Here is an 18,405-nt window from a genome sequence, read left to right as displayed (position 1 = left end):
ACGGCTTCGACAGCTGGAAGCTGTCGGGGACAACATGATCAATCAATACCAACTCTATTTTACAAACCCGATCCGTCGGCTTTGCCGCGCGATACGGCGTAAGATCCGATGTTTTTACCGCACGCCAACCCCACTTCGCAGTCGAAGCGATAATGGATCAGACCGTACATACGTGATACGGACGCTTCGTTCGCCTTCGCCGTGAATGTGTCGGTTTGCTCCGGAAAAATGCTGCTCAGCACCGTAGCCGCAGCACCAGAAAACGTGGAATGGCCCGACGTGTACGAGGGGAAATTAGGCAGACCGACCGATGTTTTCAGCCCGAACTGCTGTGGCCGGGGATAGTAATAGTAGTACTTGGTCTCCCAGCAGCAGATCCCCGCATCCATCAGCGCAGTACCGACCAGCGCCAGCGTGCGTGCCATGCGTACTTCACTATAGCGGGCCTCCTGCGCAGCATTGGCGGCAATGCGGTGCCAGTGGCCGGGGGGGTGTAGCTACCGGCACCGTCAGACCAGTAATTGGCAATACGGGCCTGTTCGCGGGTTTGCGATTTCTGAATCGCCCGCAGCTCATCAAGGTTTTTGGTAAACTCAGGGCTGTCGAGCGCCGGTGGTGGTACAGGCCGTAATTTTTCAACCGTAGCCCGATCGAAATTCCAAGTAGACACAGCGCCGTAGTTAGGTAGCATCGCTGGCCGCGCCGGGCTTTCCTGACTTACCCAGGCTGTCAGTAGGCCACGCCCTTTGGCGGCTTCAATCATGCCAGCTGTCAGCGTCTGGTTGTTAGACGCGCTCATACCATCGGTACGGGCGCGGGCCATCACTTTCGCGGCAACCTGACCGCCCAGATCGTTACCTGCCGTCAGGTCGCTCTGCACATTCATTCCCGCCCACAAACGGCTGTTACGGTGCTCGGCCAGCTTCGCGTCGAGGTACGGAACCTCACCCGGAAACATCGCCTTTAGCACCGTATACGATGCCGTGGCAACAACCGCGTCTTCCGACGGATAGGTTGGGATAACCGACACCGGCAGGGCTGTCCGCACCGCTGCATCGACTGTAGATGGGGCCGTTCGGTTGTACTGATACTTGTACTTCCAGGTGGCTACCAGCGCATCGTACTGGGCAACGCTCAGGTACGCCAGCGCCCGGGCCGAGTAGGGTGGGTTGGCGAACGGAAACCGGGGGTCGGCCAGGGGATTGGCGGCATCCGGTATCGGATATTTACCATCGGCGGTTGAAGCAGGCGGCACGTTGTAACGGGCAGCCAGTTCCCGGGCGATTTCGTTCCAGCGGAACACCGCCCCCGCTCCCCAATAGACCACCGCTTGCTGCTGCTCGGCGCTGAGTGATGCCGATTGCTCTTTCAAACTCGACAACTCCGTTTGGTAAGCCGACGATGTCGTTGCTGTTGGTACGGCCAGCGTCACGTCCGTGGGCGCGGTCAGCACGTAGGTCTTCCAGGTGCCTGCTTTTTCATCGACACTGGCCGGTGTGTACGCACTGTGCTGGGCTTCTTCAATAGTTTTGTCGCAGGAAACCAGCACTGCCGACAGACTCAGCAATCCCAGACTTCCGGTGAGTATAGATGCAAAAAATCGTTTCATGATTGTTCGGTTGTAGTGTTACCTGACGGCAAATTGGTAGAGGAAACCCACGCTGTAGCTGGTGCTCTGCCCAACGTTCAGCCCATCGACGACATACCCCACGCGTGCGTTAACGCCAATGTTGCGGGGTTGAACTTTACCATACCAACCTACCACGGTTGCCTGCATGTTGTTGGTCGGAAACGGCATATCGTTCCGGCGGATGTTATCACCAGTCAGGCAGGCCTGCCGTTCTGCGAACACCTCCGTCTGCCAACCCCGGCGCAGTACGCCCAGCCGTACGGCCGCATCGTACACGTTCGGCACACTCACCCGATTGGTGTTATACACCCGGTCATCGGCCTGGTAGGAATCCCGGTCGATCTCGATTCTACTACGCCAACCGTATGACCCGTGGGCCGTGGCATATAATCCTGTTTTGGGGTGCTTGTAGTTGGCGAGCAGCCGTCCCGTCAGCGTCCGGCATTGCAGACCGATCGACATCGGCAGAAAATCAGGTACGTAATTACCGACCGGTATCGACCCGCCCACGATGGCGTTGAGGGAGAACCCACCTGTCTGTACGGCCTTTATTTTTATCCAGGCCGACAAATCCTGTACGCCTTTCTGGCCCATCAGGTTACCCGCGCTCGTACTTGTCCAGACATAAGGCAAGCTCAGAATCAGATTGACCCGGTTGGTGATACCGATGGCGGGCATCAGCATGGCGCTCTGCGTTGTGTGGGTGCCGATGTTCAGGTTTTCGCGTTTCAGCGTGTTCTCCCAGTACTGATTCCAGGTGCTATGCCCGTATATACCGGCAACACAAACGGTTTTTTTATTCATGTAAATGGCGTCGTGCGGCATCTGTGCCCGGCATAGTGCAGGCATCAGCAGAGCCGCACACACCATCTTTTTTAGATGTGTACGCATACGTAAAAGCTGAATTGGATGGAAACGAATAGCAAGGCGGTTTGAGCGGGCAAACCACGGTTGCAGGCAGTTACTACACGGCTAACCTGCCAGCCGATAGCTGGCATTGGGTGCAGTGCGGAAACCCAGAAAACCAATCAGCACTCGGGCGGGGGGGAATGAACGGGCAGAGCCCGAAGGGAAAAGACAAACGACACGTCGGCAATGCGTACGGTCGGCACCCGGAGGGCGGGCAAAAACTGGAACAGTTGCCGGGGCGTTGGCGAGTATTCCTTGAGCAAAAACTTTAGAACGCTCTGTGATTTGCGTTCCGATTCGGTCGAATTGGTCAGGTGGTCGTTGAGGAACGATAACAGATCGCTTTGCCAGAACGGTTTGCGCTCTGTTTCCAGCCCCGTAATGTGTAACGTATCACCAGCGACGTTCAGACTGACGACGCTGTAGTAATGCCCCCGGTGCGTAAAACCGTCGGAGGCCGTCTGTTTGATATCAATCTGATTATCCAGCGGAATATCGAACTCCACCAGACTATCGACGGAACGGTACACCCGCAGCCGTTCAGAGAGGTCGTGTTCAGCCTTATACCACGCACTGATGCCCACCAGCACATAAGCCAGTGCATGGCAGAGCAATAGAGCTGATAGACCGACCGAAACTACCTTTTTCACGTGTTACGCATTAAGCTTCCAAAAATAATAATAAAATGCCGCCAAATACGTCTATTCTATCAGTTATTTTTCGGCAATTACTCATCAGTAACCAACAACAGTCCGCCGGGTAGAATTACGGTTGTCTGTTGACGATCGTACCGTACATTCAGTGTCTTTTATCGATGATAGATGTCAGGTAAAGAAAACCTGTAATCAAAACGTGTGTTTCAGTGTTACACCGGTAGCTTATGATTTTCGATAACCACAACCGTCCTATCACGTATTTGCGGCTCGCCGTAACGGATCGCTGTAACCTGCGATGCTTTTACTGCATGCCCGAAGCCGGTATCCGCTACTTGCCCAAGCAACACCTGCTGACGTATGAGGAAATGGAACGGCTGGTAACGGTGCTGGCCCGGCTGGGTGTATCGAAAGTCAGGATTACGGGGGGCGAGCCGTTCGTACGCTCCGATCTGATGTCGTTTATGCATCGGCTGGCGGCTATCGACGGGATCAACGACCTCTCGATTACAACAAATGGCGTATTGACGGCTCCGCATGTCGCCGATATGGCCGCACTGGGCGTAAAAGCCGTTAACCTGAGCCTCGACACACTCGACCGGGACCGCTTCAAGCAGATTACCCGGCGCGACGAACTCCCCGCCGTACTACGCACGCTCGACGCGCTGCTGGCAAACGGTATCGAGACGAAAATCAACGCGGTGGTGATGGATGGGCAGAATACGCAGGATATTCTGCCGCTGGCCGAACTGACCCGCGATCAGCCAATCGACGTTCGATTCATTGAGGAGATGCCGTTTAACGGAGAGGGCAGTCATTACCCGGTGCTGCACTGGACACACCGCCGGATCATGGACGAGATTCGATCGTTTTACCCCGACTTGGCCAAGATTCCCGATCCGCGCTACTCAACCTCGGCCAATTATCAGGTTCCCGGCCATCAGGGTACCCTTGGTGTAATTGCCGCCTTCAGCCGAACGTTCTGCGGCACCTGCAACCGTATTCGCATGACGGCGCAGGGTACGCTCAAAACCTGCCTCTACGACGACGGCGTCCTCGACGTGCGGGCTCTGATGCGTTCCGGCGCTACCGATACCGAACTGGAAGCTGCATTCCTGCGCGCTTTCGCTCACCGCCCCGCCAACGGCTTCGACGCCGAAAGCCAACGCGCCACCGTCACCGAGTCGATGGCGACGATAGGGGGATGATGTTGGGTTTAACGTTTATGGTTCAAGGTTTAATGTTAACAAGTCGTGGAGAAGCGACCTTAAGCATTAAACGACAAACGTTAAACCGGCGCTAGCCCAAATAGTCGTTCGTGTACAGCGTTGACACGTCGAAGTGCTGAATGAGTTCGCCGTCGGGGTAGTTGAGCAGGCGGTTGCGGATGAGCCAGCCGACAAATGCGTTCCAAACGTCACGGCGCATGACACCCCATCGCCCGTCGACGTCCAGGTAATACCCTGACGCTACCTGCTGACTTTTTTCCAGAAAATCCAGATCGGTCAATGTTGGGTGTCTGGCCGTTTCCAGCAAAATCCGGGCGGCTTCGTCGGGGTCGCGGACAGCGAACTGGAAGCCTTCGGTCGTAGCCGCCAGAAACCCACGAAGCGCATCAGCGTTCTGACTTGCCCAGTTGTGGTGAGCCGCCAAGACTGGGCTGTAGCCGTACGGAATTTCGTACTCTTCGAGCAAAAACTGATTCAGCTGAATATCCCGCTGCTCGGCCTCCACCCCTTCCCACGGCAGAAAAATCCAGGTCGCATCGGCTTCGTTGGTCAGCAGGGCATGCCAGATATCGAGCCGGGCGGGTTTGTGCGACACGAACTGCCCCCGCCCGCCATCATTCACGATCATCTGCCGGATAATCTCATCCTCGTAGCGCGCGCTGTACGACGCATACACCTTGCCATCGAGCCGACTGGGTCGGTCAAGACCGCTTTGTTTCAGCGTCACGATAGCACTGGCATCACGGGCCAGCATAGCAGCGACGGCTACCATCGGCACGGCGTTCGTCTGAAAACTAATAATGCTTTCCGATGGGGCAACCGCCAGTTCGGCCTCTCCCCGCGCCACCCGTCGGGCCGGTGTCAGCCTATAGTCGTCGGCATCGGGAGAAATAAACTCAACCTGCAAGCCAACTCGTTCGTAGCTACCATTCGCCAGCGCGATGAAGAATCCGGTATGGTTGGTGTTGGGGGTCCAGTCGAGGGCCAGGCGAATGCGGGTAGGCATGGCGGTATAGGTGTATAAAGCTAGTTACCTAACTTCCGCCAGTCGGCAAGGTTTACCCGGCAGGGTCTATTTAATTACCCGCCGAAGCTGCGACCCATATACGTTTTTGAGCCGATCAGCGCAAAAAAAACATCCGCTCCCGTCTGAACTGACACAGGTCAGTCGGCCGGAGCGGATGAAAGGCAGTTTGGCGTTGTTCGCTTATTTTCCGTCGAAGCTTTGGGTCATATTGCGGTACAGCGTTTTAGCACTCCACTGCCCACCAGCGATGATCCGGCGAACGGTCATCAATGGATATTGCTCATCGCGACCGTCGGCCAGCGTAAAGGCGGCTACGTAGCCACGCTTCTGAATTTCGGGTAGCGCGGGTTTGTTCCACAAACCAAATGGAAAAGCAAAGTAGCGCACCGGTTTGCCCGTGATGGCTTCCAGCTTTTCTTTGGGCTCTTCGAGCTGCGTTTTCAACTGCTCAGGCGTCGTCATCTTTTTCATATTCTGGTGATCCCAGGTATGTGCACCGACGGTGTGGCCCCGGTCCGACAGGTCTTTGATCTGCGCTTTGTCCATGTAGTGCTGCTTCCCGCGCCGACCAATGGCTACCGTCATGATGTAGAACGACGCCTTAAATTTATGCTTGTCGAGAATAGGCAGGGCCGTTGTGTACTGATCGAGGTCGCCATCGTCGAACGTCAGCATGACCGGTTTCGACGGCAGCGCGGCACCCGTCGTCAGGTAGGCATACAGCTGATCGGGCAGGATGGGATGGAACCCGCTGTCGGCCAGCATCTGCATCTGATCGGTGAACGCCTGCGTCGGGATGATGTAATCGCGGGCCCCTTTCGAGTCGCTGCCTTTCCAGTCGCGAATCTGGTGATAACACAGAATGGGCACCTGCGTACGGCCCAGAATCGCAGCCGCATCCGCCACTTTACCGGCCGGAATTTTGGTTGGGTCGGGGGCCGACGTCGTTTTTTCGGTTTCCGACGAGGCTACGGCGGCTGTCGAATCGGTAGTTTCGCTGGCGGTCGAACCTTTCGACCCGCAATTGGATAATCCGCTAACGAGAAGAGCCGACAGAGCGGTCGTTAGTACAAGTGACGTAATTTGACGAGTAAACATAGTAGCGTAATATGCCCCCAAACTTACTGAAATTTGATGAACCGGTTCATCAGATACTTTGCGAACGGACATCCGACATAAACCGCGCAAACTGATCCAGTGAGGCTGGATTGCGCAATGTGTCTTTGCTGGCAGCCAGCGAACTATCTATACCCGACAAAATTTTCTTCACCGGTGTTTCCAGCTTCTTGCCGCTGATGGTGTACGGCACCTCGCTGATGGCATACACAGCGTCGGGAACGTGGCGGGGACTAAACTGCGTCCGCAGCGTCTTGCGGATCGTATCGATCAGCGCAGCCGTCAACTCAGCCTCCTGACGCAGTACCACGAACAGGGGCATAAAATACCGCCCGCCCGGCTGCTCCAACCCAACGATCAGGCTGTCGGCAATGTCGGGCAGGCTTTCAACGGCACTGTATATTTCACTGGTGCCGATGCGTACGCCATCCCGATTGAGTGTCGCGTCGGAACGGCCGTAGATAACGACGCTGTTGCGGGGCGTAATCCGGATAAAATCGCCGTGCCGCCACAGACCCGGAAAATCGGTGAAGTAGCTGCTGCGGTAGCGCTCGTTGTTGGGGTCGTTCCAGAAATAAATCGGCATCGACGGCATCGGTTGCCGAATTACCATTTCGCCCAGTTCGTCGCGTACCGATTGGCCCCGCTCATCGACCGCGTCGACGCTGCACCCCAGCAACCGGCATTGTATCTCGCCTTCGTACACCGGCAGCAGTGGATTACCGCCGACAAAGCCGCTGCAAATGTCGGTGCCGCCACTGAACGAAATTAGCCAGGCAGTGCTTTTCACTGACTCGTACACCCAGCGAAACCCTTCGTTTGGCAGGGGCGACCCCGTCGAACCGATGCTGCGTAACGACGTCAGCCGATTGGTGTCGATGGGGCGCAGCCCGGCCCGCATACAGGCCAGGTAATAGGCAGCGCCCCCACCGAAGTGATTGATACGTGCATCCTCGGCCAGCTTCCACAGCACGTTCAGATCGGGGTAACCGGCGGCTCCGTCATAGACCACGAGCGTTGCCCCGACCAACATCGACCCGACGGCAAAATTCCACATCATCCAGCCCGTTGTCGAATACCAGAAATAGCGGTCACCCGCGTGTACATCCTGGTGCAGCGCCAGCACTTTCAGGTGTTCAAGCAGACAGCCGCCGACGCTGTGCGTGATGGCCTTCGGTTTGCCCGTCGTTCCCGACGAATACAGCACCCAAATAGGGTCGTTGAACGGAATTGGCTCGAAAACGAGTCCATCCGGGGCGGGTGTTTTCAACACATCGTCCCACAGCGTGGCTCGCTCCAGCCGACTGTCGGTGTCGAGGTAAGGCACCCACACCAGCCGTTGCAGGGTAGGTAAGCCAAGGCGCAGCGAACGCATGGCGTCGGTTTTGTCGACAGGCTTTCCATTGTAGGTGTACCCGTCTGCCGCGATCAGAATTTTTGGTTCGATTTGCTGAAACCGGTCGATGATACTGGCCGTACCGAAATCAGGCGAGCAGCTCGACCACACCGCACCCACGGCATTGGTTGCCAGAAACGCGACGATCGCTTCCGGGCCATTGGGCAAAACGGCCACCACCCGATCGCCCAGCCCAATTCCCTGACCACGCAGCCACGTTGCCACAGCCGCGACCTGGGCTTCGAGCGTGGCCCACGACACTGATTGTGCCCGCTGCCGCTCCGACGCAAACAATAACGCGGGTCGCTGATTGGTTTTGTGGCGAAAAATATGCTCGGCGTAGTTGACCGTTGCCCCCTCGAACCACCGCACACCGATCATATCCTCGTCGTTGGGGCGATAGATAATCTGGTGATACTCGGTATGACTCTGAACGTCGAAAAACTGATAGATGCTTTCCCAAAAATCTTCCAGATCCGTCGCCGACCAGTCCCACAGGTCGTCGTAGTCGCGGAAGTAAAGTCCTTTCTTGACGAATAGCCAGTTGATGTATCGTTGAAGCAGTGACTGGTCGGTGGTACGGCGGTCGGGCGTGTACAGACGTTCGGGCGTGAGGTAAGTCATACGAGCGAATGGAACGTTTAATCTACTGGCTAAACGACAATCCGTTATCTTCTTATACCTGCGGATCGTTTTTTAAGGAAAAAGCGTTGCCAGTCAGACCGCTACAGGTGCACAATCCAGAAAAGGCGTACCTTTGCGTCCCTTTTGTATTTTAGTTGACAGTCATTTACGGTTCACAGGTCAATAAGCAGGATTAATGAAAGAGCCACTCGACTGACTGGCAAGTAGTTAATCGGCTGCTATTGTACGTTGGACCATCTCACACAACAGTACGACTTACTGTAATTTTCCATGAATCAGGATTCAGACTCGAACGACCGTAACGACGGTTCACGTTTCGACGGCCCGCGCCGGGATGGTCAGCGGCCCACACGTTCTACCGATCGTCGGGATGACGATCAGGCCCGGAGCAGTTTCCCCCGCAATGACGATCGGTCGCGGGGTGGCGACTCACGCTTTTCACGCGACAACAATAACGACCGGCCGCAGGGTGGTAGCCCGCGCTTCAGCCGCGATAACGAGCGCAGCAACGACCGTTCGCGTGACGGAGGAAATGACCGGCCCCGTTTTTCGCGCGACAACGACTCAGACCGCCCGCGATTCAATCGCGAGGGAGATTCCCGTTTCAACCGTGATGGTGGCAGCGATCGGCCGCGCTTCAACCGCGAGGGTGGCAACGACCGCCCTAAATTTAACCGCGACAACAACCGCGGCAGCGATTCCCGGAATGGCGATTCCCGCTTTTCGCGCGACGGAGGAAATGATCGGCCCCGGAGTGGCGACTCACGCTTTTCACGCGACAACAATAACGACCGGCCGCAAGGTGGTAGCCCGCGTTTCAGCCGCGACAACGACCGGCCGCAGGGTGGTAGCCCGCGCTTTAACCGCGACGGCGACAATGACCGTCCGCGATTCAATCGCGAGGGTGGCAATGATCGGCCCCGGAGTGGCGACTCCCGGAGTGGAGACTCACGTTTCTCACGCGACAACGACAGTGACCGGCCGCGCTTCAGTCGAGATGGTGGCAACGATCGCCCTAAATTTAACCGCGACGACAACCGCGGCAGCGATTCCCGCAGCAGCGACCGTTCGCGCGAGGGTGGCAATGACCGTCCGCGATTCAATCGCGACGGTGACAGCGACCGGCCCCGGAGTGGCGACTCCCGGAGTGGAGACTCACGCTTCAACCAGACCGATCGGGATAACAGTCGCCCCCGGTTCAACCGCGACGATACCAACCGGAGCAGCGACTCACGCAACAGCGATACGCGTTCTTCGCGCGGCAGCGAACGGCGGGCTGGCCGGTCGACGGAGAGCGACGAGCGTTTTACCAGCAAACAACGCAAAGAGTCGGGCGAACGGCGTACCGGCAAGTATGACAAAGCGCCCGATTATGAGCGCGAAACATCGCGTCTGAATCGTCCGCGCCCCTACGACAAACGCGATCCGCGCAACAGTCAGACAAAATCGACCCAACCGACCGAGCCAACGTCGCGCCAACCAGCCGACGACGGCACAATGCGCCTGAATCGGTACATCGCCAATGCGGGTGTGTGTTCGCGTCGGGAAGCCGACGAACTCATTGAGCGGGGCGACATTTCGGTCAATGGCAAAGTCGTTACCGAGATGGGTTTTAAGGTGAAGCCGGGCGACACGGTAAAGCACGGTACGAAAGTGCTCAACCCGGAAAAGTTTACGTACGTCCTGCTCAACAAGCCGAAAGATTTCCTCACGACGACGGAAGACCCCGAAGAACGCCGGACGGTGATGGAGCTGGTAGCTGACGCGGGTCCGTTCCGCATCTACCCGGTCGGTCGGCTCGACCGCAACACGACGGGTCTGCTGCTGCTGACCAACGATGGTGAACTGGCCGACAAGCTGACGCACCCATCAAACAACGTCCGTAAGATCTATCAGGTCGAAATCGACAAGCCGATTACGGAAGAACATTTCGAGACACTGCGCAAAGGCATCACCTTGGAAGACGGCCCTATCAAGCCCGACGCCTTGAGCATCGTTACGCCCGACGCGCAGGTAGTCGGCATCGAAATTCACTCGGGTCGTAACCGGATCGTACGCCGGATCTTTGAGCACCTCGGCTACGAAGTCACAAAGCTTGACCGCACAACCTACGCGGGCCTGACCAAGAAAGAACTGCCCCGCGGCAAGTGGCGCTTCCTGGAGCCGAAGGAAGTCGTGAAGCTGAAATATTTTAATTAGTGAAAGAATGACGGCGTGATAGAATGATTGAATGGAAAACTGCTTGCGCCAGCCTATTCAATCATTCTACCACGCCGTCATTCTTTCATTCCATTCCATGAACCATCTCTTTCCTTACATCGAACGGACGCTGGTGCAGCCGGACGTTAGCATCAACGAGCAGTACGCCGTGCTTGACGAAGTCACGCAACTGGGGCTGGCAGGGCTGACGGTTGCGCCGTTCTGGGTGAAGAAGATGCGTCGGGAACTGGGCGATACGCACCCGGCCGTACTCTCGGCGGTGATTGGCTTTCCCTATGGCTATCAGCGGACCGAAGCCAAGCAGCTCGAAATCGAACTGGCCCTGAAAGACGGTGCTACGGAAGTTGAGGTGGTTATGAACACATCGGCCCTGCTGTCGCCCACGTCCGTTTGGCTCAAGATCGAACTGGCGAAACTGGTAGCGGTGGCTCACGCACAGGAGCGACTACTTACGGTGATCCTGCCTACAGATTTGCTTACGCCGGAACAAACAGAATCCATGATTCGGCTCGCCACCGACGCAGGCACCGACTTTATCAAGAACGGTACGGGTATCGCGGGGCAGCAGTTTAGTCTCGAACAGGCCCTGCGTTTTCGGCAGGCCGTTCCCCGGTCAGTTGGGGTCAAAATCCTTGCCGACGGGGCTACCGAAACCGAACTCGACGCGCTGGTGCAGGCTGGTGTCGAACGGCTGGCGATCAATAACCGGGTCAGTTTGTAACCGGCAAAAGGGCACCTGTAACCCTACACGGTCGCATTCTGTCGTTGCCCGAAATTTTCATAGAAAAGTAGCGTAGCCAACAGGATTTTTTGCGGCAATCTGCCTTTATCGGGTGAACAGAGCGTTCAGACGCATCCTGTTCACCTTTTTTTTACCACTCTTTTCTACAGTCAATGACTCTTCGTTACCTCCGCCTTGCTATCTGGCTTCTGGCTCTGGCAGGCACCGTTCAGGCTATCGCGTCAGCCCCCAAACGCGAATTCTACCAGCTCAAAATCTACCACGTCCGCGACGCAAATCAGAAAAGTCGGCTGGAGACGTATTTGCAAAAGGCGTACTTGCCGGCACTCCACCGGGCAGGCATCAAACAGGTTGGCGTATTTGCGCCAAACACCGGTGCCGACTCACTGCTCTACGTCCTGACGCCGTTCAAATCCGCCGATCAGTTTTCAGCCCTGTCGGAAACGCTGATGAAAGACAAACAGTACGTCACCGATGCCGCCGACTACATCAACGCCCCCTTCGATCAGCCGTACTACAGCCGGTTCGAGTCGGTGCTGATGCAGGCCTTCGCGACCATGCCAACACTCGTCACGCCGGGTCTGACGGGGAATCGTACCGACCGAGTGTATGAGCTGCGTAGTTACGAAGCGGCTACCGAAAAGCTGCACGAAGCGAAAGTAGCGCAGTTCAACAACGGTGAGCTGGACATTTTTAAGCGACTGGGCTTCAACACCGTGTTCTGCGGACAGGTGCAGGCCGGGGGCAAAATGCCGAATATGTACTACATGACGACGTTTGCCGACAAGGCCGACCGCGATGCGCACTGGAAAGCATTTGGCGCCGACCCGGCCTGGAAAACGCTTAACTCACTACCCGAATACGCCCACAACTTTATGCGTGCCGACACGTATCTGCTGCACCCAACGGCGTATTCAGATTATTGATAATCAATCGATTATTTTGTCTCTAGCAGCAGAGTCGTTAAGTTTTTAGATTAGCCCTGTTAGTGACTGACTTTCATTCGGTCGTTTACCCCCCGGCCCCCTGAGAGGTTGTTTGGGGAGCGAATTTTTGTCATCCCGACGACAGGAGGGATCTCCGGTAACAGGCGTTTTTCTGCTCCTAGCGAAGATCCCTCCTGTCGTCGGGATGACAAAAAGGCACTTTTGACCCGGATTGTGCTTCCCCAAACAACCTCTGAAGGGGGAGTGGTTCATGCGCTGAACACTCCCCCTTCAGGGGGCCGGGGGGTAAACGACCGAACTCAATATCTTCCAGCTGTCGAGACAATATCACCGCTCAATACGGCTACGGTTTTACGGCTATCGTCCGGGAAACCGTAACATCTTTGGTAGCCCGTATGTCGTCGGAGGAGGCACCAATCATCAGGCTAAAATCGCCTTTTTCAACCAGCCACTTCTGATCGGGGCTAAACAGTTTCAGATCGTCGGCGTGTAAGACAAACGTAACTGTCTTCTGTTCGCCTGCTTTGAGCGGCACCCGTTCGAATGCCTTCAACTGCTTCACCGGTCCGACTATCGAACTAACCTTGTCGGTCACGTACAGTTGAACGACTTCATCGCCATCGCGGCTCCCCGTATTCTTCACGGCTACGGTTACATTGACGGTAACATCGTCGGCCCGCTCCGTAACGGTTGCATTCAGGTTACTGTACGCAAACTGCGCGTAGCTCAGGCCATAGCCGAACGGGTACAAGGGCTTGGTATCCATCTCGACGTAATCGTGTCGGGCCGGCACTTTGTAGTTGTAGTAGACAGGTAGTTGACCAACAGACTTCGGAATCGAAATGGGTAAGCGGCCGGCCGGGTTGTAATCCCCAAACAGCACGTCGGCAATGGCGTTACCCCCCTCCTGCCCCGGATACCAAGCCGTAACGATAGCCGGTACATGCACAGCGGGCCAGTTCAGGTTCAAGGGGCGCCCTTCGATCATTACCAGCACGACGGGCTTACCGGTCTGCACGATGGCTTTCAGCAGATCAAGCTGTTTGCCCAGCAGGTCCAGGCTGGTACGGTCAAAGCCTTCCCCGCTTTCCATATCGCTCACAACGCCTTCACCCGCTTTGACCGTCGCAGCACCCGTGCTCTGATATTCGGTTTTGAAATCGCGGGCACTGGAACCACCCAACACCACCACGGCCACATCGGCCTGTTGCGCAGCGTTCACGGCTTCGGCAATGTTGGCCGTCGTCGTGTCGCGGATGGCGCAACCTTTCGCATAGGTGATCTCAGCCTGACTACCCAGTTTGTTTTTGATACCCTGTAGCACCGTCACCACATTGCCATCAGCCTGCGGGGCGGTGTAGTCGCCGAGTTGGTTGTACACGTTGTCAGCATTGGGACCAATGACGGCGATACGCTTCGTCTGACGGCTCAGGGGCAACAGATTTTTTTCGTTTTTCAGCAGTACGACCGATTCCTGGGCCACCCGCCGGGCCAGGTTAATATGCGCTGCGGTCCGCACATTCGCAGCGGCTTTTTCGGGCGATACGTACGGTTTCTCAAACAGACCAAGCTGAAATTTCTGGCGCAGCACATGACTGACAGCCGTATCCAGCACCGCCTGCGTGACCAGTCCCTGCTTCACCGCATCCAGCAGCGATTTGCCGAAGCCGTACCCGCTCAGATCGGCGTCCAGCCCGGCGTTAATGGCCTGAGCAGCGGCTTCCGTCGCGTTGGCTGCTGTGCGGTGATTGCTGTGCAGGCCCGAAATGCTACCCAGATCAGACACCGAAAAGCCCTGAAAGCCCCATTGATTCCGCAAAACGGTTTTCAGCAGTAACGGATTGGCCGTGCAGGGTACTCCGTCGATGGAGTTATAAGCCGTCATGATCGACCGGGCACCCGCTTTTACAGCAGCCCGGAACGGTGGCAAATACACCTGATACAACTCCCGCATACCCGTGGCCACGCTGCCGCCATTGTGTCCCCCTTCGGGTACGCCATAAGCCGCAAAGTGTTTCAGCGTTGAGATAATATTGATGTCGCTGTCGATGCGGCTTCCCTGAAAACCCGTTACCATCGCAACGCCCATGCGGGTGTTCAGTACGGGGTCTTCTCCGTAGGTTTCCTCCACCCGCGACCAGCGCGGTTCGCGGGCCAGATCAAGTACGGGGCCGTACCCGTCGTGAGCACCCTGTAGCCGAACTTCCTGCGCAATGCTGGTAGCCATCTGCTTGATCAGCGCCGGATTCCAGGTACTCCCCTGCCCCAGCGCGGTTGGGAACACGGTTGCACCGATAGCCATGTGCCCGTGCGGGCATTCCTCCGACAGCAGCATCGGAATACCCAGCCGCGTATTTTCGATGACGTATTTCTGCAACGCATTGGTAGCCTCGGCTGCCAGCACCGGATTCAGTCCATTAGTCAGCGTTTTCTGCGTCCAGGGATCGGCGCGCAGGGTTGCCCAGAGCATACCGATATGCTGGGTCTGAACTGCCTGTTTAAACTTCTCGCTCGCCGACACGCTGTTCCCCTGCCGCTGATACATCTCCCAGCCCAGCAACGTCGACAATTGGCCGACTTTCTCCTCGACAGTCATCCGGCCAAGCAGGTCACGGACGCGTTTATCGACCGGAGCTGCTGCGTTTTTATAAAGTGGGGTGGTTGGTTTCTGCGCGTGGGTTACCGACAGAAATAAAGACAGACCAGCTGTTACGGCCAGCGATCGGGAAGCAGACAATAGATTCATCCCGAATGATACGCACAAAATCGGTGGGACCGGCGCCCGGAGCATTAAACCAGCCTTATATTTTAATATTTTTTATTAAGTAAGAGTCACTCCGTAACCGACAACCGATTAGTCAATTGTCAATGTTATTTCATCATTCGTTTACCTGGTTTGCTTGTAGCACTCAACGGAAGGCTCTTATATTGGTCTGCCTGTTTGCCTTACCACACGATGAAATTTGTCTACAGCCTTCTTTTTTGTCTCTTCTCTTTGGCTGGTTTCGGCCAACAGCCTATTTACAAGGAATTTGAGGTCGACAGTGTCACCACGCCGAAAGGTGGCATGTCTTACCTAATCGTCTTCCTGCAAACGAACCTACGCAAATCCATACAAGCGGAATCGGAAGGCATTGGCGGGCGGGTACTGGTTCAGGGTGTTGTCGAACCCGACGGACATATCACCGAAGTCAAGTTACTGAAGTCCTTACGCCCTGACCTCGACCGGGAAGCCTTGCGCGTATTTGGTCTGTTCAACGCCTGGAAACCAGCCCAGAAAGGCGGAATTGCCGTTCGGCAGCGGGTGATGTATCCCGTCGTCTTCGGGCGAAATGCACCGTTTCCATATGAAAACGGGCAGCGCACCGATTACTTCGGAACCGATATGAAACGGACAACCGATGTTGCAGCAGCTACCTACAAGCAGGTAACGCCGGTTGATAGCCTGGGTATTCCGAACGGTGATATGCTGATATACGAGCAGAAAGGCACCAGGTGGTCAAAGATCAATCGGCTCACGCTGATACGGCAGAAAGCCAGAAACGTTGATAGCCTGACGAGAATAGCCGAGACGGTCGGTTATCATAACAACCAAGGATTGTGGACCAATTACGTGTACGACCTGGCCAGCGATGGCACATTGGTCGGTAAGACATTGTACGTAGCCCCCGAACGGTATCCTACCCGTTATCATAGCAATGGACTGGTAGCGGAATCGAGCCAGGAGGAGAATGGTCGCACCATGACTACGTCCTGGTATCCGAACGGACAGATTCGGCAGATTCGCTTGGACGCCGGTTCGTTTAACAATCAGTACAAACTCGAACGGGTACAGAATTACTGGACTGCCGACGGCCAGCACCTCGTCATCGATGGGAGTGGTAAAATGACTTACGAATCCATGCGTACTTCGTATACCGATCCGTCCCGGCAGGTTGTTTACACTGAACGCGGAGAGTACCTCGATGGACTACAGCAGGACCTCTGGACGGGGGCTTACGCCGATGGCTCCTTCGGTTATGAAGAACTCTACGACCGGGGAAAGCTTCAGTCTGGCAAAGCGCACACAGGCAGCAAAGAGCCGGTGACGTACACCGTAAACGAGCAACTGCCGGAGTTTCCGGGCGGCATGCCGGGATTAGGCCGATTCATTAGCGATAACCTTCGCTATCCACCCGATGCGCAACGGGCTGGTCAGCAGGGTCAGGTGATTGTTAGCTTCACCGTCTGCACTGATGGGACTCTGTGCGACTACGAAGTGTTGAAAAGCGTATCAGGCTCGATCGATCAGGAAGCGTTACGGGTGGTCAAACGATCGAGCGGCAAATGGAAACCGGGTATTCAGCGCGGGGAGCCTGTTCGGGTTAAGTACCACATGCCGCTCAACTTCACACTTACCAATTAAATTCAGTGCTTACTTCCGTTCGTTCAACAACCACGCTATGAACTTAATCTATTGCTTATGTCTGTGCTTGTTTCTCTCGCTGGCCGGATTCAGCCAACAGCCCGTTTATCAGAACTACGAAGTCGACAGCGCGGCCGTCCCCCGGGGTGGCATGTCGTACCTGACTACGTTTTTGCAGGCTAATCTGCGTAAGCCCATACAGGCTGAGTCGGAAGGTATTGGCGGGCGCATACTCGTCAAAGGCGTTGTTGAGCCAGACGGACGCATCACCGAGGTCGCCCTGCTGAAATCGCTCCGGCCCGACCTCGACCGGGAAGCCCTGCGTGTATTCCAATTGTTCAGTGCGTGGCAACCGGCTAAGAAGGGAGCAGTTCCGGTCCGGCAGGCGGTGATGGTACCCGTCATGTTTCCAACATCGGCCCCATTTCCTTACAAAGACGGAAAGCGAATCTATTATTTCGGGGAAGATATGCGCGCAACGACCGACCCCGCTACAGCTAAGTACAGGCAGGAAATTTCGCTCGATAGCCTGGGGCTACCCAATGGTGATATGATTGTTTATGTGCAGAACCAAAACAAGTGGACTGAAGATAATCGCCTTCCGCTCCTACGCGAAAAAAGCACCCGATCGGGGAAGCCGACGGAGAAAATTGGCTATCGAAGCAACGATAAGCTGTGGATTTATAACGTGTACGAACTGAGTACAGACGGTACACTACTTGGCGTAACGAGCTACGACAACGGCCGCGAAACTGGCTATCCGAGTAAGTACCATGAGAACGGGCTTCTAGCCGAAGCGGGTCGCAAAGACGATGATCAGACCATCGTGACATCGTGGTACCCCAGTGGGCAGATACGACAGGTTCGCCTGGATGAAGGCTCGTACCTGGCGAGTGAAAGCCCGGCGCGGGTACTGGCGTACTGGACCGCCGAGGGCAAACAAACAGTGAAAGATGGCACGGGCACGGTCGATTACACGTCAAACCGCACCTCTTACGCCGATTCGTCGCGAAAAACGACTTATATCGAACACGGCTCATACCTCAACGGGCGGCAGCATGGCAAATGGATGGGCCGGTATGAAGACGGCTCATATAGCTACGAGGAACAGTACGACAAGGGTGTGCTTCAGTCTGGCCGGATGCAGAAGGCCGACAAGGCCCCCGTCGTTTATAAGGTTCGGGAACAGCAACCGGAGTTTCCGGGCGGCATACCGGGGCTTGGCAGCTTCCTCTCGCGCACACTACGCTACCCCGTCGACGCTCAGAAAAAGGGGCAAGAGGGTCGCGTCTTCGTCAGCTTCGTTGTCTGCACCGATGGTACGCTATGCGACTATGAAGTAATCAAGGGTATCTCGCCATCAATCGATCAGGAAGCCCTGCGGGTCGTAAAGGCAATGAGTGGCAAGTGGAAACCCGGGGCGTTGCGGGGTGAGCCTGTCCGGGTCAAGTACAACCTGCCGATCAATTTCGCGCTGGAGTAAGCC

At 56.0% G+C, this 18,405-nt stretch carries 12 protein-coding genes and 1 pseudogene; 6 read left to right on the top strand and 7 right to left on the bottom strand.

The window, feature by feature from the left end; translation table 11 throughout:
- Nucleotides 1–59 precede the first annotated feature (59 nt).
- The 3 genes and pseudogenes from HH216_RS08585 to HH216_RS08575 all read right to left on the bottom strand — a co-directional run bounded on the left by HH216_RS08585 (nucleotide 60) and on the right by HH216_RS08575 (nucleotide 3,189).
- Nucleotides 60–1,609: pseudogene (locus HH216_RS08585) on the bottom strand (phosphatase PAP2 family protein).
- A gap of 18 nt (nucleotides 1,610–1,627) precedes the next feature.
- Nucleotides 1,628–2,521, bottom strand: coding sequence for a transporter (locus tag HH216_RS08580; RefSeq protein WP_169550449.1), 894 nt, complete (start codon nucleotides 2,519–2,521; stop codon nucleotides 1,628–1,630).
- A gap of 137 nt (nucleotides 2,522–2,658) precedes the next feature.
- Nucleotides 2,659–3,189: a hypothetical protein gene (locus tag HH216_RS08575; protein WP_169550448.1), complete on the bottom strand. Its 531-nt coding sequence runs from the start codon at nucleotides 3,187–3,189 to the stop codon at nucleotides 2,659–2,661.
- A 230-nt stretch (nucleotides 3,190–3,419) separates the two neighbouring features.
- On the opposite strand from HH216_RS08575, the gene moaA reads away from it, so the two are divergent.
- Nucleotides 3,420–4,400 carry a GTP 3',8-cyclase MoaA gene (gene moaA / locus HH216_RS08570; RefSeq protein WP_169550447.1) on the top strand — a complete coding sequence of 327 codons (981 nt, stop codon included), beginning with the start codon at nucleotides 3,420–3,422 and terminating at the stop codon, nucleotides 4,398–4,400.
- A gap of 91 nt (nucleotides 4,401–4,491) precedes the next feature.
- On the opposite strand, the gene HH216_RS08565 is transcribed toward moaA, so the two are convergent.
- The 3 genes from HH216_RS08565 to HH216_RS08555 all read right to left on the bottom strand — a co-directional run bounded on the left by HH216_RS08565 (nucleotide 4,492) and on the right by HH216_RS08555 (nucleotide 8,584).
- Nucleotides 4,492–5,427: an ABC transporter substrate-binding protein gene (locus HH216_RS08565; protein ID WP_169550446.1), complete on the bottom strand. Its 936-nt coding sequence runs from the start codon at nucleotides 5,425–5,427 to the stop codon at nucleotides 4,492–4,494.
- A gap of 201 nt (nucleotides 5,428–5,628) precedes the next feature.
- Nucleotides 5,629–6,546, bottom strand: a complete 918-nt coding sequence (locus tag HH216_RS08560; RefSeq protein ID WP_169550445.1) for a polysaccharide deacetylase family protein — start codon at nucleotides 6,544–6,546, stop codon at nucleotides 5,629–5,631.
- A gap of 49 nt (nucleotides 6,547–6,595) precedes the next feature.
- A complete protein-coding gene (locus HH216_RS08555; RefSeq protein ID WP_169550444.1) occupies nucleotides 6,596–8,584 on the bottom strand; it encodes an acetoacetate--CoA ligase in 1,989 nt (662 codons plus the stop codon).
- Between the two features lie 291 nt (nucleotides 8,585–8,875).
- On the opposite strand from HH216_RS08555, the gene HH216_RS08550 reads away from it, so the two are divergent.
- From HH216_RS08550 to HH216_RS08540, 3 genes are all read left to right on the top strand, one after another.
- On the top strand, nucleotides 8,876–10,804 hold the full coding sequence (locus tag HH216_RS08550) for a pseudouridine synthase (RefSeq protein ID WP_169550443.1): 1,929 nt from the start codon (nucleotides 8,876–8,878) through the stop codon (nucleotides 10,802–10,804).
- Nucleotides 10,805–10,901: 97 nt separating this feature from the next.
- Nucleotides 10,902–11,546 (top strand): deoxyribose-phosphate aldolase, encoded by a 645-nt coding sequence (locus tag HH216_RS08545; RefSeq protein WP_169550442.1) that lies wholly within the window; start codon nucleotides 10,902–10,904, stop codon nucleotides 11,544–11,546.
- Nucleotides 11,547–11,719: 173 nt separating this feature from the next.
- On the top strand, nucleotides 11,720–12,493 hold the full coding sequence (locus HH216_RS08540; protein WP_169550441.1) for an NIPSNAP family protein: 774 nt from the start codon (nucleotides 11,720–11,722) through the stop codon (nucleotides 12,491–12,493).
- A gap of 364 nt (nucleotides 12,494–12,857) precedes the next feature.
- On the opposite strand, the gene HH216_RS08535 is transcribed toward HH216_RS08540, so the two are convergent.
- Complete coding sequence (locus tag HH216_RS08535) at nucleotides 12,858–15,260, bottom strand: glycoside hydrolase family 3 N-terminal domain-containing protein (protein WP_169550440.1); 2,403 nt, start codon at nucleotides 15,258–15,260, stop codon at nucleotides 12,858–12,860.
- A gap of 321 nt (nucleotides 15,261–15,581) precedes the next feature.
- Between HH216_RS08535 and HH216_RS08530 the strand changes: the two genes are divergently transcribed.
- Together HH216_RS08530 and HH216_RS08525 are read left to right on the top strand one after the other, a co-directional pair.
- On the top strand, nucleotides 15,582–16,919 hold the full coding sequence (locus HH216_RS08530; RefSeq protein ID WP_254448743.1) for an energy transducer TonB: 1,338 nt from the start codon (nucleotides 15,582–15,584) through the stop codon (nucleotides 16,917–16,919).
- Between the two features lie 37 nt (nucleotides 16,920–16,956).
- Nucleotides 16,957–18,402, top strand: coding sequence for an energy transducer TonB (locus HH216_RS08525; protein WP_169550438.1), 1,446 nt, complete (start codon nucleotides 16,957–16,959; stop codon nucleotides 18,400–18,402).
- Nucleotides 18,403–18,405: the final 3 nt, after the last annotated feature.

Origin of the sequence: Spirosoma rhododendri (genome assembly GCF_012849055.1) — a bacterium.
GTDB classification, from domain to species: Bacteria; Bacteroidota; Bacteroidia; order Cytophagales; family Spirosomataceae; genus Spirosoma; species Spirosoma rhododendri.
The sequence above is the reverse complement of the archived record's forward strand: the minus strand, read 5'-3'. Positions and strand labels throughout refer to the sequence as shown.